Source organism: Sphaerospermopsis sp. FACHB-1094, assembly GCF_014696195.1.
Taxonomy (GTDB): Bacteria; Cyanobacteriota; Cyanobacteriia; order Cyanobacteriales; family Nostocaceae; genus Sphaerospermopsis; species Sphaerospermopsis kisseleviana.
Window position 1 is genome coordinate 1 of record NZ_JACJPT010000076.1, and the last position, 24386, is coordinate 24386.

14 protein-coding genes are annotated in these 24386 nt (G+C 36.3%); 3 read left to right on the forward strand and 11 right to left on the reverse strand.

Annotated features, from left to right (window positions below):
* Positions 1-422 (reverse strand): helix-turn-helix domain-containing protein (locus tag H6F47_RS19435; protein ID WP_190647570.1); only part of this gene is annotated, 422 nt, incomplete at its 3' end.
* Positions 423-561: 139 nt separating this feature from the next.
* On the opposite strand from H6F47_RS19435, the gene H6F47_RS19440 reads away from it, so the two are divergent.
* Positions 562-1575 (forward strand): glycerophosphodiester phosphodiesterase, encoded by a 1014-nt coding sequence (locus H6F47_RS19440; RefSeq protein ID WP_137668314.1) that lies wholly within the window; start codon positions 562-564, stop codon positions 1573-1575.
* 112 nt (positions 1576-1687) lie between these two features.
* On the opposite strand, the gene H6F47_RS19445 is transcribed toward H6F47_RS19440, so the two are convergent.
* The 4 genes from H6F47_RS19445 to H6F47_RS19460 form a co-directional block, all read right to left on the reverse strand.
* Entirely contained in the window at positions 1688-3967 is a 2280-nt protein-coding gene (locus H6F47_RS19445; protein WP_190650570.1) for a hypothetical protein, read from the reverse strand.
* A gap of 13 nt (positions 3968-3980) precedes the next feature.
* Positions 3981-6215 (reverse strand): hypothetical protein, encoded by a 2235-nt coding sequence (locus H6F47_RS19450; RefSeq protein ID WP_137668316.1) that lies wholly within the window; start codon positions 6213-6215, stop codon positions 3981-3983.
* Positions 6216-6556: 341 nt separating this feature from the next.
* The gene (locus H6F47_RS19455) at positions 6557-7234 is read right to left on the reverse strand and encodes a response regulator transcription factor (RefSeq protein WP_190650572.1); all 678 of its coding nucleotides are present in this window, start codon (positions 7232-7234) and stop codon (positions 6557-6559) included.
* 25 nt (positions 7235-7259) lie between these two features.
* On the reverse strand, positions 7260-8387 hold the full coding sequence (locus H6F47_RS19460) for a HAMP domain-containing sensor histidine kinase (RefSeq protein ID WP_137668318.1): 1128 nt from the start codon (positions 8385-8387) through the stop codon (positions 7260-7262).
* A 449-nt stretch (positions 8388-8836) separates the two neighbouring features.
* Between H6F47_RS19460 and H6F47_RS19465 the strand changes: the two genes are divergently transcribed.
* Complete coding sequence (locus tag H6F47_RS19465; protein WP_242027445.1) at positions 8837-11047, forward strand: CHASE2 domain-containing serine/threonine-protein kinase; 2211 nt, start codon at positions 8837-8839, stop codon at positions 11045-11047.
* Between the two features lie 211 nt (positions 11048-11258).
* On the opposite strand, the gene H6F47_RS19470 is transcribed toward H6F47_RS19465, so the two are convergent.
* From H6F47_RS19470 to H6F47_RS19495, 6 genes are all read right to left on the reverse strand, one after another.
* Positions 11259-11693, reverse strand: a complete 435-nt coding sequence (locus tag H6F47_RS19470; RefSeq protein WP_190650574.1) for a tetratricopeptide repeat protein — start codon at positions 11691-11693, stop codon at positions 11259-11261.
* A gap of 25 nt (positions 11694-11718) precedes the next feature.
* Positions 11719-12651 carry a DUF928 domain-containing protein gene (locus H6F47_RS19475; RefSeq protein ID WP_137668321.1) on the reverse strand — a complete coding sequence of 311 codons (933 nt, stop codon included), beginning with the start codon at positions 12649-12651 and terminating at the stop codon, positions 11719-11721.
* 1051 nt (positions 12652-13702) lie between these two features.
* Complete coding sequence (locus tag H6F47_RS19480; protein ID WP_096572515.1) at positions 13703-14326, reverse strand: FHA domain-containing protein; 624 nt, start codon at positions 14324-14326, stop codon at positions 13703-13705.
* Positions 14304-16448 carry a substrate-binding domain-containing protein gene (locus tag H6F47_RS19485; protein ID WP_190650576.1) on the reverse strand — a complete coding sequence of 715 codons (2145 nt, stop codon included), beginning with the start codon at positions 16446-16448 and terminating at the stop codon, positions 14304-14306. Before H6F47_RS19485 ends, H6F47_RS19480 begins: the two co-directional genes overlap by 23 nt.
* Before the next feature lie 60 nt (positions 16449-16508).
* Positions 16509-18407, reverse strand: a complete 1899-nt coding sequence (locus H6F47_RS19490; protein WP_190650578.1) for a ShlB/FhaC/HecB family hemolysin secretion/activation protein — start codon at positions 18405-18407, stop codon at positions 16509-16511.
* Between the two features lie 298 nt (positions 18408-18705).
* On the reverse strand, positions 18706-20508 hold the full coding sequence (locus tag H6F47_RS19495) for a hypothetical protein (RefSeq protein ID WP_199291221.1): 1803 nt from the start codon (positions 20506-20508) through the stop codon (positions 18706-18708).
* 756 nt (positions 20509-21264) lie between these two features.
* Between H6F47_RS19495 and H6F47_RS19500 the strand changes: the two genes are divergently transcribed.
* Positions 21265-24386 (forward strand): filamentous hemagglutinin N-terminal domain-containing protein (locus H6F47_RS19500; protein ID WP_190650580.1); only part of this gene is annotated, 3122 nt, incomplete at its 3' end.

Consider the following 24386-nt stretch of genomic DNA (forward strand, 5'->3'; position numbering starts at 1 on the left):
TCATAAGTTTTTATCCAACCAATTACGGGTACTTTTACCTTTCTGTAGTCAATTTTTATGACACCATCTAAGGTAAAAGAATCATGTTTACCCTTTTTCTTAAACTTAGGAAACCCTTTACTTTTTTTGAAGAAAGATTTAAAAGCATCTGACAAATATCTTAATGCGTATTGAGGGGCGCATTTAGACACTTCATAATACCAAGGATGGGTAGATTTAATGGCTGCTACTAACCATTTGTGTAAATCTATGGCTGTGGGAAATTTGATTTTTTCTTCTGGTTGCAGTTTGTTATGTAATAATACCTGTTGACAAAGTGCTAACCCTTGATTCCAAGCGTGTCTGGCTACTCCTGCGTGTTGCGCCAGTAGTAGTCGTTGTTGCTTGTTAACTTTGAGTTGGGTTTTGAATCCTAGTAGCATACAGTGATTTTACTGTAATTCTGTCACAAAGCAAAAGATGACAGGAAATTTTCAGTAAATGTGAGTATTTGTTAGTATTGGTTAAGAAAACAGTAACTAGCTACTATCCCTATTCATTGAAAATAATAAACCCTATCTTATGGACAATTTTAGAGATTCCACATTCACAAATCAATTACCTATTATTATAGCTCATCGTGGTGCAAGTGGATACCGACCTGAACATACATTAGCAGCATATCAATTAGCAATTGAATTAGGTGCTGATTATATTGAACCAGATTTAGTGATTACCAAAGATGGGGTTTTAATTGCACGTCATGAAAATGAAATATCAGCAACTACAGATATTGCTGAACATCCTGAATTTGCTTATTTGCGAACTACAAAAATCATTGATGGGGAAATTATAACAGGTTGGTTTACCGAAGATTTTACCTTAGCAGAAATCAAAACATTAAGAGCGCAAGAACGCATTCCCCAACTACGTTCTTTTAACACAAAATACAATGGAATTTACACAATTCCCACCCTAGAAGAAATCATTGATTTAGCTGAAAAGAAAAGTATAGAAAAAAATCGCAAAATTGGGATTTACCCAGAAACAAAACATCCAACTTACTTTCAATCAATTGATCTAGAATTAGAAACACCCTTATTAACGGCTTTAGAAAAAACTCATGTACCAGTATTTATTCAATCATTTGAAGTTAGTAACTTAAAAGCATTAGCCAAAAAAACAAATATACCTTTAGTACAATTAATCAACGACTCAGGTAAACCCTATGATTTTGTAATGAGTGATAATCCCCGCACCTATCAACATATAAGCAAACCAGCAGGATTAAAAAAAATCGCTGAATATGCACAAGCAATAGGAGTCAATAAAAACTTAATAATTCCCAGAGATAGTCAAGGGAAATTAATATCACCCACATCCTTAGTTAATCACGCCCATAAAGAAAATTTATTAGTTCATGCTTGGACATTCCGCAATGAAAATTACTTCTTACCTTTAGATTGTCAAGACAACCCTCAAGAGGAATATAAACTATTTTTTAATTTAGGGATAGATGGGGTATTTAGTGACTTTCCAGATATTGCTGGTGTGATAAGATGCAAAAACCTAATACCCAGATCCCAGACTTCTTGAAGAAATCGGGGATCTCTCCATTGTTAATACTGTTTGGTTAAGTTTAAAATATAACAGTTCTCATGAGCATGGGAACTACTATAATAACTTGGTTGAGGTTAAAAAACTACTTTTAAAACCCGGATAGAGGTGGGATTATATCAGGAGTAGGGATAACGGAAGGAGGTGGGGGTGGAGGTGGGGGTGGTTGGATAACTGCGATCGCAAAAGATTTTTCTTGAGGTTGCTGCTTACCCAATTTATCAAAAACTTGCAGTTTAATTGGAGATGGAAAGGCCTGATTAACTTGTAGTTTCAGTGAACCAACTTGTTCCACATTCCCAAATGGATCAAGCTTCACCTGAATATCTTCTCCCTCTACTCTCCAAGATAAAGTAGCTGTTTCTCCTTCTTTTAACTCCTGATTAGGTTGTTCACTAGCATTAAGTGTAAAAGAGATAATTCTAAATGGTTTTGGTAATACTTCAATTACTGATTCAGTCTTTTTAGAACTACTTCTATCACTGCCGTTATTGGGTAAAGCTTGAATTTCAAAAGTGAATTTACCAGAATTTAATTTGTCTATAGGTATATTATTACATTCTAATCGTTGATTTTCTATTGGTTTACATAAATTTTGCAGTTGAGGCGGATCGACAAGTTTACCTTGTCTAAAACGATAAACACCTAATTTACCTATAGATGTACCACCTTCTGCCTTTCCAGTTATTTGAATTTCCCTTAGCAGCAAGGGATTAGCAATTTTCCAACTTAAATTAATATTCTCACCTTTTTTATACTGGGGTTTATCTGTTTTCAAATCTATAACTTCAGCTATTGGTTTTTCTTTAATTTCAACCTGAACTATTTTAGTATCTGTTTTAGCAACTTTGGAGAAAATTGGCAATCCTTTGCGATAGGATGCTTGTAATTCAAAACTATACTGTCCTTTAGCTTTGACTCCTGTTTGAAAATTGCTACAAATCAATTCTTCTTTTGACACTCTACAAGGAGGTGTTATACCAGAATCACGAGGTATTAGTTCTTCAGGAATACCATTACTAAAATCGTAAATCTTCTGAGTTGGTTGATTGCCCTTAATTTTCAGTTCCAAGTTTTGCAAATTTTGATATTTTTGAATCTCCCAATTTAACGCTACTGCTTCACCTTCAATATATGTAGGGCTATCGGAGTCGAATGCTTTTATTGTTACAGGTTCAGGGTTTAAAAGCCGCCAAACCATAAATCCTATACCACCGAATAAACCTAAACCTATTAAAATTAATAATAAAAATTGCCACCAAGGACGGGGTTTCCAAACAAAACTTAATTGAGGTAAAGTATTCGGTAAAGGCAGATTATTTTGGTCTTGAATTTTAGCTTGAAAGTTGACAACTAACCCCCCACCCCACCAAGGTCTTCGCCACCAATATCTAGGTTTAACTGTCAGATTAGATATAGAACTTTTACTAGGAAGTAATTTGATTTCATGAGGCTCAAATTTATAGGTATACAGTTGTTCTTCATCTCGACTTTCCAGGTAAAACATTAATTCGCGTACTACATTTCCCTGGTTAATGATTGATAATTCGTATTTGGCAGGACTACGGCTGACCTGTGCCAAAATAGTTTGCAACTGGACATCCAAAATATAACTTGGCTTAATGTCTATATAGACCAAATCTAACAGTATCAACTGGGGAGAGTTTTCCGAATATAAGCGAATAGTCGGGGAATAAATTCCGGCTAAGGTGTCTCCTGGTGGGTGAAATGTCAGCAAGATTTGACCCTGACTACCAGGGTTGAGTTCTAGAGCAGCTACTTGTGATAATCCCGCTCCTTCTAACCCATCTGTGGGATAAGTAATAGTGAACCAATCTTCATCTAAATCTGGACAAGTGATGCGAAAACGGTCTACAAATTTAGAGCGATTGTCAACTATTACTTCTACTTGTAAAGGTTGACTGAGATTTAAAATTAGTGGTTTATTGGCATTGCTGCTAGGCTTGAGTGAAAAAGTGGGATCATTAAGGCGAATGATCGTTTGTTCTTTGATTTGAACTTTCAGTTGCAGGGGAAAGTTGATAGGAGTATGTTGGGGATAATGCAAGGGAGAATCTACGACTAAAGTATAATCATAAGTTCCGGGTTTAGCGTCAACAGGTATTTGCAACTCAAATTTAACTTCGTCGCTAGTTTGTTGGGGCGCTAATCCCAAACTGGCTTGAGGAGGAGTAAAGCCACTAGTAATATTTTTAAATTCATCATTAAAAGTAAAATACAAGTCAACAACAGCACTTTGATCTCCCTGATTAATGACAATAACATAAAATTCCATCGCATCTCCTGGCATTCCCCATTGAATTCCAGGAGGGTTAATAATAATTTCCAATGGACTGTTTTGAGCGTACATACCATCAAATTCCTTACCTAACACTGTGTAGTTTGACTTGAAAATCTTCACCACCACTCACAATCATGTTGTCTTTCAAGTCAACACTATTGATTCTCTTTGAGCTTTGGTAAATTGTTTGACCTTTTGCTGCTTTGGTTTTATCCAGTTGATATGCTGGAGTTAAATACCAAACTATCACTTTTCCATCATCTCCACCACTGACAAGCAAACGGCCATCTTCACTAAATTTTAATGTCCGCACTGGCATTTTTGACACTTGCCAATTATCTAATGGTTGACAATTAACTTCGATAATGGGATTTTGGGGGCTGGCATTTGTTACAGTTTGGCATTGATTTAAATCCCAAATAGTAATATATCCCGCAGAATCAGCAGTGGCTAAAATTTTTTCTTTTCCTTGCGGTTTAGGCACAAAATCCACCGACCAAATATAATCTGTACGCCCTGTACTACTTCTTCCTTCTAATTTTTGCATTGATAAATTTTGTAATTGATTATCTGGTTGATTGGGATTAAATGAACCAAATAAAAAACGCTTAAAGTTTCCTCCTATTACTAGGGTTTGATCATCTGGACTGAGAGTTACAGTGCGAGCTTCAAAAGGTAATGTTAATTGATTTTGGATGTCGATGATTTGCGGTTGTTTCTGAAATTCACTGTTAGCAGATGTTCGTGACCATAATCTGATTTTACCACTACCATAACTACTAAATAAATACCGTGAATTTTTAGTAAATTCTAAATCAAATACTCTATCACCTATAGCTTTTTGATCTTGTTGATCTTGCAGTTCTTCCCTTTTTTTACCTTGATTAGATACATTCCTGAGTTCAATCATACCATTATCTAACCCAACAGCAACAATATCATTGTCCACCGGCATGAAGTCGGAAACATATACAACGTCATTGGTAATTGCTAATAAACCGTTAGGTTTTTGTGGTTTTTGACAAGCTATTGGCTGTTCTTGATAGCTAAATTTTCCTGGTTCTATACTGTTGCTATTGCGATTAATATTCCAAAATCTTAATGTACAATCATCTGAACCACTAATAACAGAAAAACCGTTACCGCTAAAAGCTACTGAATTTACAGAACGAATGTGCATAACTGGTTCTGGTTTCAGTAGTAATGCTAAAAGTAATGCTATTAATCCCAGGATCATTAGCTGTAACCACGGGGGAATTATAGGTAGACTCTGTAATTCTAAAGTCTGGGTTGCGGGATCTGTAGTACCCAAACGTTGATCAAATAATTCGCTTCTGGCTTCTAGTAACAAGGTTTTTGCTAATCCCAACCACGGACGTTTTGTTTTCACATTGAGGAGAACTTTATTTGTTTCTCCTAGCTGCAAATTGGCTGTTTCTGGAATAGTGTTGTAAGTGCATTTTCTTTGGTCTCTTCCCTGGAGATGAATGTTAATTTCTTGGTAGAGGTTACTGGCATTTTTGAATATTAATTCAAAGGTGGCTGTATCTGATTTCCAATCAGGCAACCATTTAGCTGGACTGGGAATTGTTTGGTGTTTGTTGATAACAGAAAAATCTACGAAACCTACAGGTAAAACTTGTAAATTACCTGCTATACTCGCAGGATAACCATTATTGCTGGTGGCTTCAATGGTAAATGGATAGGTTCGACAGGGTGCTTGAACTACAGATGGAGGTTGACATTGAAAAGTTAGTTCTCTATAGCCTCCTGGATCTAAAGAAAATCGTCTTTCTACATTACCAATTAACCAAGTTGGATCAAGACCAACAAAACGCAAGATTACATTTGTCATTTGTTGACCTAAGTTGCGCACTCGCACTGGTATGTCTACGGAATGACGCGGATAAACTGGAAATTCTCTTACAGGCAATTCTAAACTCAAAACGTTGGGTTGATTATCTCGCTCGATTTTTAACCGCAACGTTAGTCTGCGTTGTTGTCCTAGTTGTGGTGAAAAAATGGTGATGGTGAGGTTGACAGTACCTACAAATCCAGGTATTGGTGTATTAAAAATGAATACTTGAAAGTCTGTACTATCTCCTGGTGGTTTAGCTGCTGCTACTTCTGGTTCAAGTTTATACCAGCGATATTCTGAATTGCGCTGCTCTCCTGCGGCTGTAATTTCTATTTGAAAATTTGCAAATTGAGTGCTGTCGTTGTTGACTGTCACTGTAAAAGAAGCAGGAGTAGTACCTGGTGTAAAGGTCAGATTTTGAGTAGACAGGCTGGCATTTATTAAAAAATTACTTTCCATATTATTAAAGAAGGCAGGAGTCAGGAGTCAGTAGGGGCAATCCCACCGTGGTTGCCCCAGGAGTCAGAAGTCAGGAAAAAGAATCAATTCTCTCTTTGTAATTCCCATTTTCTTGTCTTTCTTGCATAACTAGCAACTTACGTTAATAAGTACCTGGGCAAAATTAATTTAACATTTTTGGAACAAACAAAAATCTCTGTATTGCTTATCTGTTCCCTTTTAAAAGTTCCCTGTTCCCTCTCCCAAATATAAAATTTATTTTGCACTACTACTTATCATGTTCGTTGGCATAGTCATACTACGGCAATTTTCAGGTAAATTAACCACATTATTCTGCTACTTTAAACTGTTACAAGTCCTAATTTTAAGGCTGTAACTATCGCTTGAGTACGGCTATTGACTTTCAATTTTTCAAAAATACTGGTCAGATGAGCCTTAATTGTAGCAACTGTGACATATAAATGTTTGGCTATTTCTTCATTGGAAGCTCCTTGAGTTAACCAATATAAAACTTCTTGCTCTCTTGTTGTTAAGTGCATCTGATGACAAGCACGCATACAGGAGTCTGAATAAGTCTGAAAAAATCTGAAAAATCGACTGGCAACTTCTGAAGGTAGATAAATTTCTGACTTAGTTACTGTGTTTATGGCTTCTGATAATTGAGCCGCCAAATGATTTTTAAACACATAACCAGATGCTCCTGCTTGCATAGCTCGAAAAATCCATTCGTCTTCTTGGTGAGCAGATAAAACTAGGACTTTTCCAGGATAAGCAATTTGTTTGAGAGAAACTAAAACGGTAATACCATCACTACCAATAAGTTGCAAATCCAGTAATATTAAATCTGGTGATTTATCTTCTGTCAATTTTAACGCCTGGTCTAAAGAGTTAGCTTCACCGACTACTTCTACAGGCAATGAACCATTGCTATTATAAAAACTCAAGAGAGTCCGTAGACCTTGGCGAAAACGTTCGTTGTCTTCTACCAAGATAGTTGTCAGAGGATTACGATAAGCCATTTTTCATACTCCATTGTTCATACTGTTAAATATTCTTGGTGCAAGGTAAAATGATACAAAATTGCGCTCCACCTTCTGATAAACTTTGCGCCCACAAGTTTCCGTGGTGGTCGAGAATAATTTTTTTGGCGATGGTTAAACCTAGTCCTATACCTCCTGGACGACGAGTATAAAAGGGGGTAAAGATTTTTTGTATATCTTCTGAAGATAGTCCCTTTCCCTGATCGGAAATTTTGATTAATACTTCTTCTTGAAAAATCTTCCAGCTACAGGTAATTGTTCCTGATTCAGGACTAAAGTAAATAGCATTGTTTAGTATATTGTGAAAAACTTGCTTAATTTGTAATTTGTCTATTAACAAGGTTGTGGAAGTTTCAGGAATTGATATTTTTACTTGTTTTTCATTTATCAAAGGTTGTAAATATTTGATAGTTTCCAATACTAAATTTCTTAGATCTTGTGGAGTTACTCTTAATTTCTCCCCTTGACCACAATTAATTATTTCGGTGAGATTAATATCTATATCTTCAATACTTTCACGGATGATTTTTGCCTGTTCATACTCAGGCTGATCTTTTAAGCTAAAGCATAAATTGTTGGCATATAATCCTATTAATCCTAAATAGTTTCGCAATTGGTGTCCGACTCGATGCAGTACCTGTTCTAGTAATTTAATTTCTGATTTTTGTCTGCCATAGTCTAAATATAGGTCTGCATATTTGCTCAGTAAAATAGCAGATTTCTTTATCTCATTTTTTGCATTTTCTACAAGGGTGTTTTCTGTAATTATCTGTATATATTCTGGTTTTTGATTTCTATATCCTATGGGAAATACATAGGAAAATAAGTGCAATTCTTCTATTTTAAATTCATGGATTTCTCCGACGGCAGGATAGTCTATTAACCATGCCTCTGAGCGTAAGTATGTCAAAATAAATGACAATAATTTGGCTGTTTTTTCACTGATATCAGAATAATTAATTATTTCTTGATGTTTCTTTGACCAACAATCATAATAGACAATACGAGCTAATAAAATTGGATATTGATTGGTTAACTGTTCAGATTGTAATTGACAAAATTCTTGGATATGTGATGATCTCAAATCATGACAGCTAATTTCTGGTTTTGTGCAAATAATTCCCCGAATCATAGCTCTACTCGACTTTGATAAATAAAAAATTGCAAAAAGTAAATCAGCATAAGCTTCTGGTAAATTTTACTTTGGCACTGATTGAGTGTCCTGTTTCCAGGAGGTGACACGATATTGAGTTGATAATTCCAGAGTTAAACAAAAATGGATATCTGGTGGTGATTAAATTTGCATAATCTGCAACCCTTATAGTGACAATTCATTAAGTGTCACTATCATAGTTTTTTACTACTGTAATTAATATTGCCAGTATATGCAGAATAGGTTCTACGGAAATTGAAATAGTATATAATCGTATTATCTGCTTTTAACCTCTGTTTTTGCCACAAATATATAAAAATATACAATTGTCAATTAACTAAAGAATAAAAATTGTAAATTTTATCACATAAATTGCATTATTGATTCTAAAAAATAATTAAATGTTATGAAATATCTGGATTAGTGAAATGTTGAGTGAAATGTTGGCAAATTTTAAGAAATTATTAAAACAACCAGTAATTATTTCCAGTGCGATCGCCACAATTTTCATTGTGGGAGTTCAGAAACTACAAGTCTTAGAGAACATAGAGTTAAGAGTTTATGACCAGATGATGCAAATGAGGGGTGATCCTGTCCCAGATTCGCGGCTATTAATTGTTGCTGTCACTGAGGAGGATCTGCAAAAATGGAATTGGCCTTTACCTGGGGAAGTCCTAGACAAACTATTGGGCAAACTGGAAGAATATGAACCCCGTGCCATTGGTTTAGATATTTTTCGGGACTTACCTGTGCAACCAGGACATGAAAAATTACTAGAACGTTTAGAGTACAGTGATATCATCTTTCCTGTCTGTAAACACGCTGATAGCAAAAATCCTGGGATCGCACCCCCACAAGGAACAAAACCAGAACAAGTAGGATTTAGCGATATTGTCGAAGATACTGATGGTTCTATTCGTCGCAATCTGATATCAGTGAAGGCAAATGAGTCAAATCTTTGTCAAAGCCCTTTCTCCTTGAGTTGGCAATTAGCCATTAAATTCTTGGATGGGGGAGGTATTCAGGCACAAATAACGGACAACCAAGAACTACAACTGCGTAATGTGATTTTTAAACCTCTGCAAAGTCATTCTGGAGGTTATCAAAACGCAGATACCCAAGGCTATCAAATTCTCTTGAATTACCGTTCTCAAAGTCAGATCGCCCAGCAGGTAACTGTTACAGATGTACTTTCTGGTCAGGTGAAACCTGATTTAGTCAAAGACCGTATTATCTTGATTGGTTCGACTGCACCGAGTTTAAAAGATATTTTTAACACCCCATTTACTACTGGCAAAGCTAATAATACAGGGAAGATGGCAGGAGTTGAAATTCATGCTCAGATGGTCAGTCAAATTCTCAGTGCAGTTTTGAATAACCAGCGTCTGTTTTGGTTTTTACCGGGATGGGGTGAATTTATCTGGATAGGAGGATGGTCTGTGGTTGGCGGATTTTTAGCATGGCGCATTCGACATCCTTTAGCTTTGGGAGTGGCTGAAGGTGGATCTTTAGCCGTTTTATTGGGAACTAATTTTGTGATTTTTCTCCAAGCTGGATGGTTTCCAGTAGTTTCTCCAGCACTGGGCTTAGTAGTTGCAGCGGTTGGTGTTCTTGCTTACAGTGCCTATTTTAGCCAGCAAGAGCAGGAGAAAGTCATGCAAATAGTACAAGAGCAACAAGACTTAATTGCTCAGTTGCAAGCCTATAAATTGCAAGAACCCAGTAGACAAACTCAGGCAACAAATGTGGGTCCTGCACTCTATCCTTCAGGACAAGAACTGGCGTTAAGTACATTACTCAACAAACGTTACAACATTACTGAAAAGTTAGGTAGTGGAGGATTCGGTACTACTTACTTAGCTCAAGATATTCAACGACCGGGAAAACCATTATGTGTGGTTAAACAAATGCGATCTGCTAACCAAAGCCCAGAATATATAAGTGTTCTTAGACGCTTATTTCATAATGAAGCATATATTTTGGAAACTTTGGGCAAACACCCGCAAATACCCTACTTATTAGCGTTCTTTGAAGAAAATCAGCAATTTTATTTAGTTCAGGAATTTATTGAGGGTCATTCCTTATCTGATGAGTTGAAACCAGGAGTACCTCTTGCAAAGGCCGAAGCGATGAATATACTCAAAGAAGTATTGCAAGTCCTGGTCTTTGTTCACAATTATGGTGTGATTCATCGAGATATCAAACCCAGTAACTTGATTAGACGCAAAACAGGTGGTTCTATTGTTCTCATTGACTTTGGTGCTGTCAAACAAATACAACCACAAATGCAAGCCCAACAGCAAGAAAATCAAACTATCACTATTGGGACTCCTGCTTATGCACCTGGTGAACAAATGAGCGGTATGCCAAAACTCAACAGCGATATTTATGCTTTGGGAAAAATTATCATACAAGCTTTAACAGGAGTCCATCCCAAAGTTTTCCAGCGAGATGTCAATACTGGTGTGGTGATCATTAATCAGACATCGGAAACGGGTGAACAGATTTGGTATTATTGGTGGGAACTGGCAAACACCACTGAGCCATTGAATGGGGTGATTAATAAAATGGTGCATCTTGACTTTACACAAAGATATCAGTCAGTTGAGGAATTGTTGAATATTGTGGCAACTTTATAGGAGATTGGGGATGTAACGCAAACCCAGGTAAAAAGCAATTTTCTCCTTGCTACCTTGCTTCTTGATTTCCGCTCTATAAAACTTACCCAGAGCTATCCAAGTCTAGACCAAACTGGTTACATAACTGTACAGTATTATGTGTACATTCCCGTAATTGTGTCTACACCTGGGTAGATTTTATCTTAACAGTTACAAACCCTCAATCCTACAGCTATGACTTGTAGTTACTTTGGTCAAAGAAATGATAAATAGTACCTTCTGGAGCTAGACTCATAGCTGTGTTATGATCCTCTATGGCTTTTTGGTGATTACCTAGTGCTAAATAAGTCTGACTACGCCAAAAATAACAGAGAGTGTTGTGAGGATTGATATAAATAGCTTGTGTATAATCTTCTAATGCACCAGTTAGATCTTGTAACTGATGCAGCCGGAAATTGGCTCTTTCTGTATAAACTTGGAAACAATGGGGATAAAGGGCGATCGCATTCTGGAAGTTGCCCATCGCTCCCTCAATATCCCCTTGGGCAAAACAAGTATAAGCCTGTTGAATATATCGGTTGATATCCAGTGTTTCTTTGAGGTTCAGGTCTTGATGATTGCTGTTCACTTTTGCAGAGGTTCTATCTTGATGGTTGGTTAAAGACATATCTCTTAACAGATTAACGTCAGTTTTAGTTTTGGGAAGCACCACAAGATAATATTGGCTGTTTTGCCAACTTTTCTGCCAACTTTTCCTGTCCCTCTTGTCCCACTGACTGCAATAAAGCTTCCCAGTCTGATTGTACTTGGGTATCATTGGGACGCTGACAGCGTAAATCGGCCACAATACTCAGAGCATTGTCCCAAAATCCCTCTCTGGCATAAATCATCGCCTGATCTAATGGTTGGGTTTTTTGTTGGATCTGGTTAGTGAGGTCTTCGTTTTGTACGCGCTGAATTTTACCTTCTAGTTTTTCGTTGGGAACACCAAGATCATTAGGGTAAATTATGTCAAAAGTCCAAGTATATTTTTTACCTATTGTTAATGATGCTTTATCCACGGGTACAGTTAAACTCACAATACCTTCTTGTCTCACAGGTGTCAAAGTTGTTTCATACAGATGTTTAGCCCGTTTACCATCAACCTCTCTCAAAACAAATTTCAGTTCTTTTACTTTTCCCAGAGATTCCGGTTTCATATAGAACCAGAATTTGGGATTTTCTGCTGTCGTCAGTTGTGCTTCTTCGTTTCCGGGTATCAGAGCAATGATACCACCTCCTCTTGTTGAACCAGTAAGTGTTCTACCTGGTTTGTTGGGAACATAGACCATCACCCTGCGACGTTGAATGTAGCCAGTTACATTTCTAATTGCTGTTGTGGCATAGCGATCGCCAGGACGTATTTGCAGTGCTTGTTGGAAATAAGATAAAGCTTGGCGATAGTTTCTTCGTCTGGTTAATTCATAACCACGGGACATATATTGTGTATATTGGCCTGAGTTTTGTGCTTTTACCACAACCTGATCTGCTGCTAAAACTTTTGTCGGATTGAGAAAATCTGGCGGTAAATAGACTAAAGCCGTAAGCAAACAACCTGTCAAAAATCTAAGTTTCTTAGGATACATATCTACTTCCGTTTAATAGAGTAATTTTGATAAAATATTTATTGATGTTTGTGGCATTTCCATTTCTGTTATGACTATATCAATTATAATGCGTAATTTTTATTTTGATACTCCTGCTTTTTGAGTGGCTTTTGCTCCTTTTTTTCATAAATTCGGCGAAATGGGCAAATTATAAGGTTTGCATCCATCTGCAATTTACAAGTAACAATAGTTTGCCGTCTATATCTTCACCAAACTTTCACGTAGGGAAGTTTGATCAATATCTTGGGCTGATGGGGTTAGTTGATATCCGGTAGATTCCTGGTAATCTATCTAAGAGGTTGTTTGAAAAGTATTAGATGAAACCGATAATCTCTAGAAACCTAACCCCCCTTCCCTTACAAGGGTAGGTTTTTTACATTGTCGTGAGGGCAAGACTTGGGGGACAAGGAAGGACAGTGGACAAGGGAGGAAAACAGTACAAAATCATCTTCTCTTGGTAACAAAAAGACCATTGTGCTGATAAAATCTTCCTTGTCTACTTTCCCTCCTTGTCTTCCAGGTCCTGCCTCAACAGATAATATTAAAAACCTACCCCTGTGAGACCCCCCTTCCCCCCTTCCCTACAAGGGAATGGGGGTTTCAAAGCCTCTCCCCGCGTCGGGAAGAGGTTTGGAGAGGGGTTTATTTAGGGTTTGCTGAAAAAATGCAAAACGCAGATAAATCAAAAGTTTGAGGCTGATAAATAGGAAAAAAGTGCAAGGGTTTTGAAGGGTATACGTGAAAAAGTGTGCATTTTTTGGTATTTCGAGAGATGGAAAAGGAATTTTCAAACTTCCTCCTGACTCCTGACTCCTGACTCCTGACTCCTATCCCCTCATGGAAAGACTTTCTCAGCAAGTCCTATTTATACATTAAAAACTTTTCAAACATCCTATAAGTGGGATACTAAGCTTTTGTGTGTTTAATTTATATTAAGTCTAGCGGGCTGTCCAGCCCGCACCAGATTAGGATGATCAAAGTATCATTGAACATCATGCCCAGATACCCCATCCAGACGCTAGGTATTTAATTAACCTACATGAACCGCAAAACGTACTAGATTTTCTTGACCAAACTGCAATGAATCCCCATTCATGAGTCGATATTGGACACCAGGACTTAAAGGAGTTCCGTTTAAATAAATACCATTGGTACTCATGTCAACAATCATGTAGCTATTTTGCGACCAATCCCAAGACACTCGCGCATGACGACGAGAAACTATTCCTTCGTTGGGGATACCAGTTAGGTCAATTTCTGGGGGAATAGTAATGCTTTGACTGCGGCGACCAATAAAACCTGCTTCCCCTGACCATTGAAATTCTCTACCTGAAAAGTGAATGAGTTTGAGAAGTGGTACTTTGGGTGTCGGTGGGGGATAAGGTGGCTGTATAGGTTGTATGGGTGGGCGTGGCTGATAATTGGTTTGATCGTCAACTGGGCGTTGGTTGATAGGTTGAGGTGGTGTTGGTCGTGGTGTGGGTTGAGGTGGTATGGGTGTCGGTATCGGTGTGGGTTGAGGTGGTGTGGGTTGAGGTGTAGGTGCTACTAGATTACCCAAAGGAGTTCCACACCAAGCGCAAACCTTGGCATTATTGGGTAGGATTTTGTTAAAATATTCACAGCTTGGGTTAGGACAACGATTTGCAGCCATAGTTATTTAAATCATCAGGTATGGGTTGTAAAGGGACAAGACCTACTTTACTAAGTAAACACTGACCCTGACGAGTAGTTAGTATCTCAGCAAAGGTAGAACCAGCAGGAGGGCGGCTGTTGTCTTTGGGGTAAACTACAAATATAGGGTATCCTAAAGGGTAACTTTGGAAAGCATTAACATCAAAAAAATAGTCATCATGCTGGCAGAGGTTGTCTGAAGTTTTCAGAGGACGGCGTTCGCGTTTTTGAAATAGCGGTTGAATAGCTGGTTTGTTACCATCTACTATAGCTAATGGATAGCCTGTACACTGTCCCTTGATTTTACTAATCATGCCAAAGCCAATGATACCAGTAGTTTGTCCGTTGAGAATTTCTTGACGGATTTGATTTTGGGTTCTGGTTGTATCCCACTGAGTCACTTTGGCTGCAAATAAAGCTTGATCCTGGGGGTCATTTTTTAGCACTATTTCTATAAATTTACTGTTGGCTTCTGGTTCTGTAGGGGCAAATGGTCTAATTTCTAAATTCGGCAGATTACTATTAATTTGCTGCCAATTTGTAATTCTTCCTGTATAAATTTCACGCAGTTGATCGATTGTAATTTGACCACCGAGTGCATCTGTCATATTGTCATTTTTTCTACTAAATTCGACATAGACTAATAACCCATCATAAGCAACTGATTTTTTATCTAGTTCCCCTGATATTTTCTGAGTTAAACTGGTGATGGCAAAGTCTTTTTCTCCTGCTTGGACTACTGCTATCGGTTGCCCCAGATTTTCTAAATTTGATGACGCTACGGGAGTATATTTAAAAGTCGCTTGTGCTTCTGGTTTCGGTTGATATAGTAAATCTTCTAAACTGTCTTTTCCTACTTTTTGTTTGATAATAAAAGTCCATGTACCAGGATTTTCCCCTGTGTAATTAAATTGCCCAGCAGGTACATTATTTACATCGGCAAATCTCCGCCGCAGTTTAGACCATTGTAAATATTTGCTACTATCATCATGTTGATTAAAATACTTAACATAAGCAAAAATTCCTCCTCCCAATAATAACAAAACTATGATTAATAACCACATTGATACTTTTTTAAGACTTTGCTCAGGTTGTGTTTGAGAAGATGAATCTGAATTATTTGTTTGACCTTCTTTGGGTAATTTTATGAGTGCTTGCCGCGCTAATTCTGCACTTGTAAAAGGTGTATGTATGCCAATTAATTTTTCAATAAACTGCTTTAAATAAATATCTGTAGTAGACCAATTTTGATTGTCTCTGGGGTCTAGAGGTTGATTATCAGCATAATTTATCGTGCTTCCTGCTAGTAAATAAAAAGCTACTAATCCTAATGATTCTAAATCTTTTTCTTTTTGAGCAGGTGCGGGTTGGGTAATGGCTGGGGGAATAAATAAGTTTTCCCAAATTGCTAAATCACAAAGATATATAGAAAATTGTTCATGTTTGGTTAATTTATTGGTTAATTTAATTAATATACTATCTAAATTTATGTTGCTGTGAGCAATACCTTGTTGTACTTGGTTGGAGGGAAAACGTATTTTTTGACTGTGGAGAAATTCTAGAGTTTGTAGAGATTGATTTAGTATTTCTCTCACCTGAACGGCTGTCATTTTCCCGTTTTGGATGAGATATTGATGTAAGGTTTGGGATGCTTCTATGGCTTGGGTGATTAAATAACAACGTTCTAATTTTTCATCAGCAATGGCCTCCAAAGTGTTAACTAAGCGAAAATTTTGCATTCTACTATCTGCTAATTTTATTCCTCCTAAACGTTGAAAAAGTTGTTTACGATCGCCTGATTCTTGGTCATTAAAACAACGTTTGGGCAGCAAATATTCTTTGATTTCTACAGGCTGTTGATCCTTAATTTTTACACCCGAATATAAGCGCCCATAACCCCGCACGCCTAAATAATTAGTTACCTGATATGTACCGGAGTTACCTTTTATTTCTGCTTGCTCTGATAAAGTCGCAGGAAAACCACATTCTAGACAGAATTTAGCACCTTTGAGTTCTTGGGCGGTTTGGCAAGGGCGATCGCAATTGAGAGGATTATTGTATGAACAGATGTATTCTGGATAAAAGGAAGCAAATGATGTCATATACAAAAATTTTTCACCATTATTGTGATTCCATTTTCACTTTAAACGAGTTTTCTGATTTCATAGCTTATATCCGACGCTGAAATAAAACCCGTCATCCTGGGCATTTACGCCACGGTCATCTAAATTAATTAAAGGTAGACTGTAATCTAAGCGTATATTGAAACCTGGTACAAGTTGCCACAACACTCCTACTCCCGTACCAGCTAAAAAAGTTTGTCTCTGTAGGGTGTTAGGGTTATCATCTTTATTCCAGACATATCCTAAATCAAAAAATGGCGCTATCTTGATTGATGAGTTGCCTTTTTCATCTTTAGATAGTGTGATTTGATTTTCTACAGCAAATCTTACTCCGTTGTCACCTGCACGGGCATTTTGCCGATAACCACGTACTGACTGACCACCACCAATTATAAATTGCTGTGATGGTAATAAACTATTAGGTGTGAGTTGTATTTCTGCTTGGGCAAATAATAAATAGTTATCGCTGATTCTTTGTAATCTTTGTATTTGTCCTAACCAACTGAAAAACTGACCATCAGGAATAGGATCGTCGTTTCTGGTAGCATCAAATACGTTTATACCCAGACTAAATAAAGAACGTAAAGACCATGCACCTTGGAAATCCCGTGATAAATAGTCTTGTCCAAATTTAATTACTCGTGTTCTGCTGTTAGCGTTTTCATCTGGACCAAAACCGAATCCTGTCGGACCTGCAAAAGTAAAGGTTTGACCATCTTGGATACTAAAACCCAAGGATAATGCAAATTCTTGCCGCAGCGATCGCACTAAAGGTTGACGAAAACTGATTTCATAGAGTTGGGACTCACCGCGAATATTGGCATTTTTAAAAGGTTCTTGGATAACTTTATTATTATTAATAGCTGTTCTCAGTTGCACAGTCCCATTCATGGTATTTACTGGGATGCGATAACTGAAATCATAGACATTTGATCCGCCTCTGGCTGTAAAATAATAAGATGCTGCCAGTTCATCACCCCATCCTGTGAGATTACGATAAACCGTATTGATACCAAATCTTTCTGAACCTACACTTGGTGGGGAATAGTTATCAACATTTAAACTAGCTTCTAGAGGGTTAGCTTCGGTAACTCTGACGACTAGGATATTTTCACCCAACTTAGTACCCGGACGGAGACTACCTTCTACGTTGGAAAATAAGGGATCTATTCTTAATAATCTTAACTGCTCTTCTATATATACTGCGGACAGGGGTCTTTTCATTCCTAATGCTATACGCGATCGCACATAATTAGGATGAATATGTTTTGTTCCTTCAACTTCAATTTTCTCTAAACCTCCTTCAATTACCTGTATTTTTACCACACCATCGGTAATTGTTTGGTTAGCTAAAATTGCCCTTGAAGTCAGATATCCCCCATCTAAGTAGAGTTGGGTGATCGCATCAGCAACTTTTGTCAGTTCTTCCAAGCTCACAGAACGTCCTTCTACTTCCTTAGTCAAGGTGTTCAATTGCTCTTGGTTAAAAATTGTACTACCGACTACTTCAATTTTATTAACTTGAATCTTTTCCGTTTCGGTTTCGGTTTGAGTTTCAGTTTGAGTTTCAGTTTGAGTTTCAGTTTCTGAAGGAACTATTTGTCGATCTTCCGGTGTCAGTGGTTCAGCATCAGGGACAGGTTGTATAAATCTTTTCTCATTGGTGTTATTTGCTGGATTTCCCCCTTGTGCTAAACTATTTTTTGATATTTCTAAGAACACTGAAGAACTCACAACACCCGTATTCTTTACTACTTCTTGATTGGATTCTAACTGTTGATTTGGTTTATTTGTAACTTGTGTTAGCAGATGATCAGGTTGTTTTAATAATACAAACGAACTAGATGATCGAGCATGACCTGGTGATGCAGAGAACAATAGCAGCGTACTGGGAATGAAAAATACACATAAATTTCTTCCTTGTAAATACCAACTCATAAAATTACTACCCCTGTCTTTTATTTTTCCACTTATCACTTATGTTTATATCAGCTTGTAGTTTTTAGATTAACACGCTATGTTCTCTTGAGATCGAGAAATGGCAAAATTTTAGTATTTTTTCCATAATATACAAAGGTGAGGTTGCATAGGATAAATTAGGATAAATATTGATGCACAGTTAGAATACATCTTCAGATCCATGTTATGGCTAATTTCGGATTGATTTTTATAACTGAACTTCTACCTTTGACAAAAACGAAAACCTGTGCTGTTGTCAAGACTTTTTAATCAATTTTTAATCAATAACTATGGGATTTTTATTGCTATCATTTTGGAGTCGTTCATGATTAGCAATTAAATAATCAATAGCTTTTTTAAAATAGCCTTGACTGGACTTATCAAATACAGTATTTTCTAAATCCACAGTTTGTAATTTGCGCTCTAGTTTTAAGCGATAATCATCATCATGAATTAATCTTAAAACTATTTTCATATATTCTGCGGGATTCTTAGCAATTAATTCATCAAAACCAATGATTCTCAACATCTGTGAACCAATCCGACTATACCATCTATTACCTTCAAAAGTTACCATTAATTTACGTAAATATAAACTATCGGCCACAATATTACAACCCCCAAAATGATAGGATTCAATACATAGATCTCCTTCTTCCATCATTTCCATATATTCATCGTACATTTTGACGGGAACTAACTCAAAATTATCCTTTCCTAAAATTGATTCTAGATCTTTTTCAAAGGGAATAAAATCATTTTTATTAATTAAAGCTCCACCCGAAAAGAATCTAAATAATAAAGGTTTTTCAGCATTATCAATAATTTCTTTTAATATGTTTAGCATCGGAAAATTAACTTTTTGGGCAAACCAAGAACAATTAATAATAAACTCAGAACGTGATTTTTGCGGTTTTCTTAAATCATAAATAGGATGATTATGTACCGCACCAAAAGCAGGTAATAAAACTAATCTTTCCGAATAATTTCTATCGGCTAAATTAATATTTTCTACATTAGCACCACTAATATAATAATCTATTGTTGAGCCAAAAGTGCTGACAGAATGACCTAAACCACAAACTTGTATAGGTGCTAATCTTAAATTAGATAAAAATATACTTTCATCACTCATACCAATATCAGGATAAAAAATTAGTTGAAAATCATTGTTAGCGATCGCGTCAATATTTAAACTACCATTTTCAAAAAATACATATTTCATTCCCTTAAAACCCTCAATATCTAAATTATTTCTCACACCACCCAAATGAACCAAAGTTACATCATAACCGGACTTCAAAGAATTAACAAACTCTGCTAAAATCCGGTATACAGAATGTTTATCAAACCATAAAGAGGTAATGATAGCGATTTTTTTAGGATCGGGTTTATTAATAATTTGTGCATTTTGACAAAAAGGACTTTCTTGGATAGCTTGATTAACTTTATACTTAATTTCATGATCTTTATTTTCGTCAATGTAGGTAGCACCAAAACAAATTTCTGAGATATTATAGAAAATGTTTAAATTTTCATGACGGTATGACAAATGTTCACGGAGACTATAATAAGCGGTTTTATTAACTAAAGCGGATTTATAAAGTCCCAAAAAATGCGAATACCATAAACAAGCCAGATGAGGATTAGTATTGAATAACAGATCCCTATCAAAATTAACATTATTTCTAGCTGAATATAAAGTTAAAATTTTGACAAAGTTATTAGGTTGATTCTTGAGAATTTCTAAATAACCATCAGTATTTTTAAAATTTGATATGGCTACCAAATTAGCAATAGTAGGATTAAGTTGAATAAACTTGAGAGTATAAGTATCACCAATGATATAATCAGGCTGGGTGAAAAAATATAAAAAATTCTTCACAAAAGCATCAATAAAGTATTGACATTCTGGCGAAATTGTAGAATAGGTATTCTCTGCGAAATACCAGATGATTTCTAAAAAAATATCCGATAATTCATCATATTCTTGCTTAGAATATATGGTGATTAATTGTTGAGGATTGAATTGAGGTAATTGGGTATTATCAGTCATATTATCAGTCATATTATCAGTCATTGGCAAATTGTACACTACATCTTCTGTTTATCCCCTAGTGATGGGGTAATAAAAATTTATTTTTCTAATAGGACACTTGTACCAGTAAAAATTTCCAACAAGAAACTCTTGACACTCCCCGGTCTAAAGATGCGGTCTACATTCACAGAATCGCCATTAGACGACAGGTTAACACTAATCGCCCAAGAGGGCAAATCTCCTTGAGCGTAAGTTACCGTGTGTTCTGCGGTACTTAATCCCAGTTTAAAACCTGATACCTCTGAAACATCCTTTCAGATTGATTATTATAATATACATCTCCAGAAAAGAAATAATGGAACCTATTTATGGGGGCAGGTCGAAGCTTATGGGATATTTAGATGTCTGATTTTTACTTTAAATTATCGCCCAAATGCTTCGCCCCTACAGTGCATAACCTGAAATCTTTGGTATATCTTTTCCCAAGAGGCGTAATGATAATATCTCAAAACGTCCATGTTTTGAAAGCTTGTTTTCAAAGTTTTTTATGTAAAATATAATACCCCATATCCCTTAAATCCCTCTTTTCAAAGCAGGGCGTTTTCAACGTGGGAGTAAATTGTCAAATCATTTCCTAAACCGACAGGGAAATATAGGATCTAGTTGATGAAGATTACAATTTGTGACAGATGAAGCAAGTTTTGTTACGAAAATATACAAAGGTGAGATTACATAGGATAAAAATTGATGTATAGTTAGAAAGCGTGTCCAGGTTATGGCTAATTTCGGATTGATGTTATGCTGAAAAGTCGATATAATCAGTTATTCGTCCTACTAACTCTTTTATCTCAAGTAAGTGTAAAACCAGCAAATGCACAGATTACCCCAGCTAATGATGGCACTAATACTCTAGTTAACACTACAGGCCAACAAATTAATATTACTGGAGGTACTCAAGCTGAACAAAATTTATACCACAGTTTCCAGCAATTTGGTTTAAATCAAGGTCAAATTGCTAACTTTTTAAGTAATCCTAATATTATCAATATACTCGGTAGGGTGACAGGGGGCGATGCCTCTGTTATTAACGGTCTGATTCAAGTTACTGGTGGTAATTCTAATTTATTCCTGATGAATCCGGCTGGGATCATCTTCGGTAATAATGCTAGTTTAAACGTACCAGCATCATTTACCGCCACTACAGCTAATGCTATAGGTGTAGGCAATAATTGGTTTAACGCCACAGGACAGAATAATTATAATTTATTAACCGGCAATCCTAATAGTTTTGCTTTCTTAAACCAAAATTCTGGGGCAATATTAAATACTGGAAATTTAATTACCAATCAAGGAAGTGTCACCTTATTAGGTGGTACAGTAATTAATACTGGTACCATATCCACCCCCAATGGTAATATTACCATTGCAGCCACACCCGGCGAAAAATTAGTAAAAATATCCCAAGAAGGCAGTTTATTAAGTTTAGAATTACCTATAGATCAAAGCGGATTAAATCAAGTAACAAATACTCCTTCATCATTAGCTCAATTATTAACATTGATTAATGTGAATCATGCGTCAGGAGTAACAGTAGAAAATGGCCAGTTAAAATTAACAAGTATTAATCAAGTAGTCCCCACAGAAACAGCCACAAATATTATATCAGGAAATATCCAAGCTAAGAATACAATTAATATATTAGGCGATAAAATAGGGATATTTAATGGGAATGTTAGCACATTAGGAAGTAATGGGGGCAATATATTTATTGGGGGAGATTATCAAGGAAAAGCCACACTACCCACAGCCCAATTTACCTATATTGACCCAAATAGTAATATTAAAGCCGAAGGAATTAATGGCGGAAATATCATAGTGTGGTCAGATCAAGCCACAAGAATATATGGTAATTTAAGTGTCAAAGGAAATAATCAAGGCGGATTTATAGAAACCAGTAGTAAGGGATATTTAGACATTACCACAGTGCCGGATATTTCAGGACAAAGTGGAGGAACTTGGTTAATAGATCCTACAGATATTGACATAGTAGCAGGAAGTGGAAATACAAACATTCCTGATAATAATCCCTTTACTGCCACAGGAGATAATGCTTCTTTAGGAGTAGATTTAATCATCACAGCATTAAATAATGGAAATGTCACAGTAGCAACAGGTTCGGGGGGAACACAACTAGGAAATATTAGCTTAAATACAGATTTAAATTATAGCGGTGCTACATCAACATTAGAATTAAAAGCCCATGGCAGAGTGAATATTAATGGCAATATTAATAGTTCCGTAAATCCATTAAATGTAATATTAACAGGGGATAGTCAAAATGCAGGGATTGATGGGGCAGTATCAATATACTCAAATATAACAACAAATGGGGGGAATTTAACCGCCACAGGAAAGACATCAGTAAATGGTTTTGCAGGACTATTTGTAGGCTCAGGAATAAATATTAATACAGGAAATGGCAGTATTAACTTCACCAGTACATCATCAGGAACTGGAACTGGATCACATGGTATTTCTATAGGAGGAACATTAACAACAACTTTAGGAAATATCACATTAACAGGCAATAGTACTAATGCTAATGGTAATGCAGCAGGAATTACAATAGGTAATCAAATTACCTCAAATAGTGGTAGTATAACATTAACAGGCACATCAGCAGGTAGTAGTAACGCTGCTAGAGGTATTAGTGTAGGAGGTAATGTATCAACAAATAGTGGAAATATCACATTAACAGGAAATAACACTAATGCTAATGTTGATACACCAGGAATTTTAATAGCTAATCAAATTACCTCAAATAGTGGTAGTATAACATTAACAGGCACATCAGCAGGTAATGGTCAATTTGCTAGAGGTATTGCTGTACAAAGTAGTGTATCAACAACTAGTGGAAATATCACATTAACAGGCAATAACACTAATGCTAATAGTAATGCACCAGGAATTGTAGCATTTAATCCAATTACCTCAAATAGCGGTAGTATAACATTAACAGGCACATCAGCAGGTAATGGTCAATTTGCTAGAGGCATTAGTGTAGTAAGTAGTGTATCAACAACTAGTGGAAATATCACATTAACAGGCAATAACACTAATGCTAATGGTAATGCAGCAGGAATTAGAACATTTAATCAAGCCATCACTTCTAATACAGGTAGTATAACATTAACAGGGACATCAGCAGGTAATGGTATCAGTGCTAGAGGTATTAGTGTAGAAGGTAATGTATCAACAGATAGTGGAAATATTACATTAACAGGCAATAACACTAATGCTAATGGTATAGCCGAAGGAATTTTCAGTAATCGAGCCATCACTTCTAATGCAGGTAATATCACATTAATTGGCAGTTCTAATAGCGCTAATGGTGGAGTAAATATTGGCAGTGCTAATATTACAGCCAACTCTACATCTGCCAACGTTAATATATCTAGTAATGTCGGCAATATCGTACTAGGAAATATTCAAGATAGTGGCAATTTAACAGTAACATCGGCGGGAACAATTACCCAAAATGCAGGTACAAGTATCACAGTTGCCAATAATGCTAACTTCACCACCACCTTAGCAAATACAGGCAACGTGACTGTTACTAATAACAATGCTAACGGCACAGTATTAGGTAATAGTACAATCGGGGGAACATTCACCTTAACAAGTGCTGGAAATGTCACTCAATTTAGTGGGGAAAATTTACAGGTAGCAGGAAATACTAGTATCACAGCTAATAGTTTTACTGCCTCTGGAAATAATAATAGTTTATCCCGACTAACTACTAACAATGGAGATTTATTAATAGATAGAGTAGGAGTGGTAACATTAGGAAATGAAACTATTACAGGTAATCTAACAGTCAATAGTCAAGCAACGGGATTTGGATTTAATGGTACTTATGG

Excerpts from the sequence above, each read along its gene's own strand:
- H6F47_RS19440 (WP_137668314.1), top strand. The coding sequence starts at position 562 with ATGGACAATTTTAGAGATTCCACATTCACAAATCAATTACCTATTATT.
- H6F47_RS19445 (WP_190650570.1), bottom strand. The coding sequence starts at position 3,967 with ATGTACGCTCAAAACAGTCCATTGGAAATTATTATTAACCCTCCTGGA.
- H6F47_RS19450 (WP_137668316.1), bottom strand. The coding sequence starts at position 6,215 with ATGGAAAGTAATTTTTTAATAAATGCCAGCCTGTCTACTCAAAATCTG.
- H6F47_RS19455 (WP_190650572.1), bottom strand. The coding sequence starts at position 7,234 with ATGGCTTATCGTAATCCTCTGACAACTATCTTGGTAGAAGACAACGAA.
- H6F47_RS19460 (WP_137668318.1), bottom strand. The coding sequence starts at position 8,387 with ATGATTCGGGGAATTATTTGCACAAAACCAGAAATTAGCTGTCATGAT.
- H6F47_RS19465 (WP_242027445.1), top strand. The coding sequence starts at position 8,837 with ATGTTGAGTGAAATGTTGGCAAATTTTAAGAAATTATTAAAACAACCA.
- H6F47_RS19470 (WP_190650574.1), bottom strand. The coding sequence starts at position 11,693 with ATGTCTTTAACCAACCATCAAGATAGAACCTCTGCAAAAGTGAACAGC.
- H6F47_RS19475 (WP_137668321.1), bottom strand. The coding sequence starts at position 12,651 with ATGTATCCTAAGAAACTTAGATTTTTGACAGGTTGTTTGCTTACGGCT.
- H6F47_RS19480 (WP_096572515.1), bottom strand. The coding sequence starts at position 14,326 with ATGGCTGCAAATCGTTGTCCTAACCCAAGCTGTGAATATTTTAACAAA.
- H6F47_RS19485 (WP_190650576.1), bottom strand. The coding sequence starts at position 16,448 with ATGACATCATTTGCTTCCTTTTATCCAGAATACATCTGTTCATACAAT.
- H6F47_RS19490 (WP_190650578.1), bottom strand. The coding sequence starts at position 18,407 with ATGAGTTGGTATTTACAAGGAAGAAATTTATGTGTATTTTTCATTCCC.
- H6F47_RS19495 (WP_199291221.1), bottom strand. The coding sequence starts at position 20,508 with ATGACTGATAATATGACTGATAATATGACTGATAATACCCAATTACCT.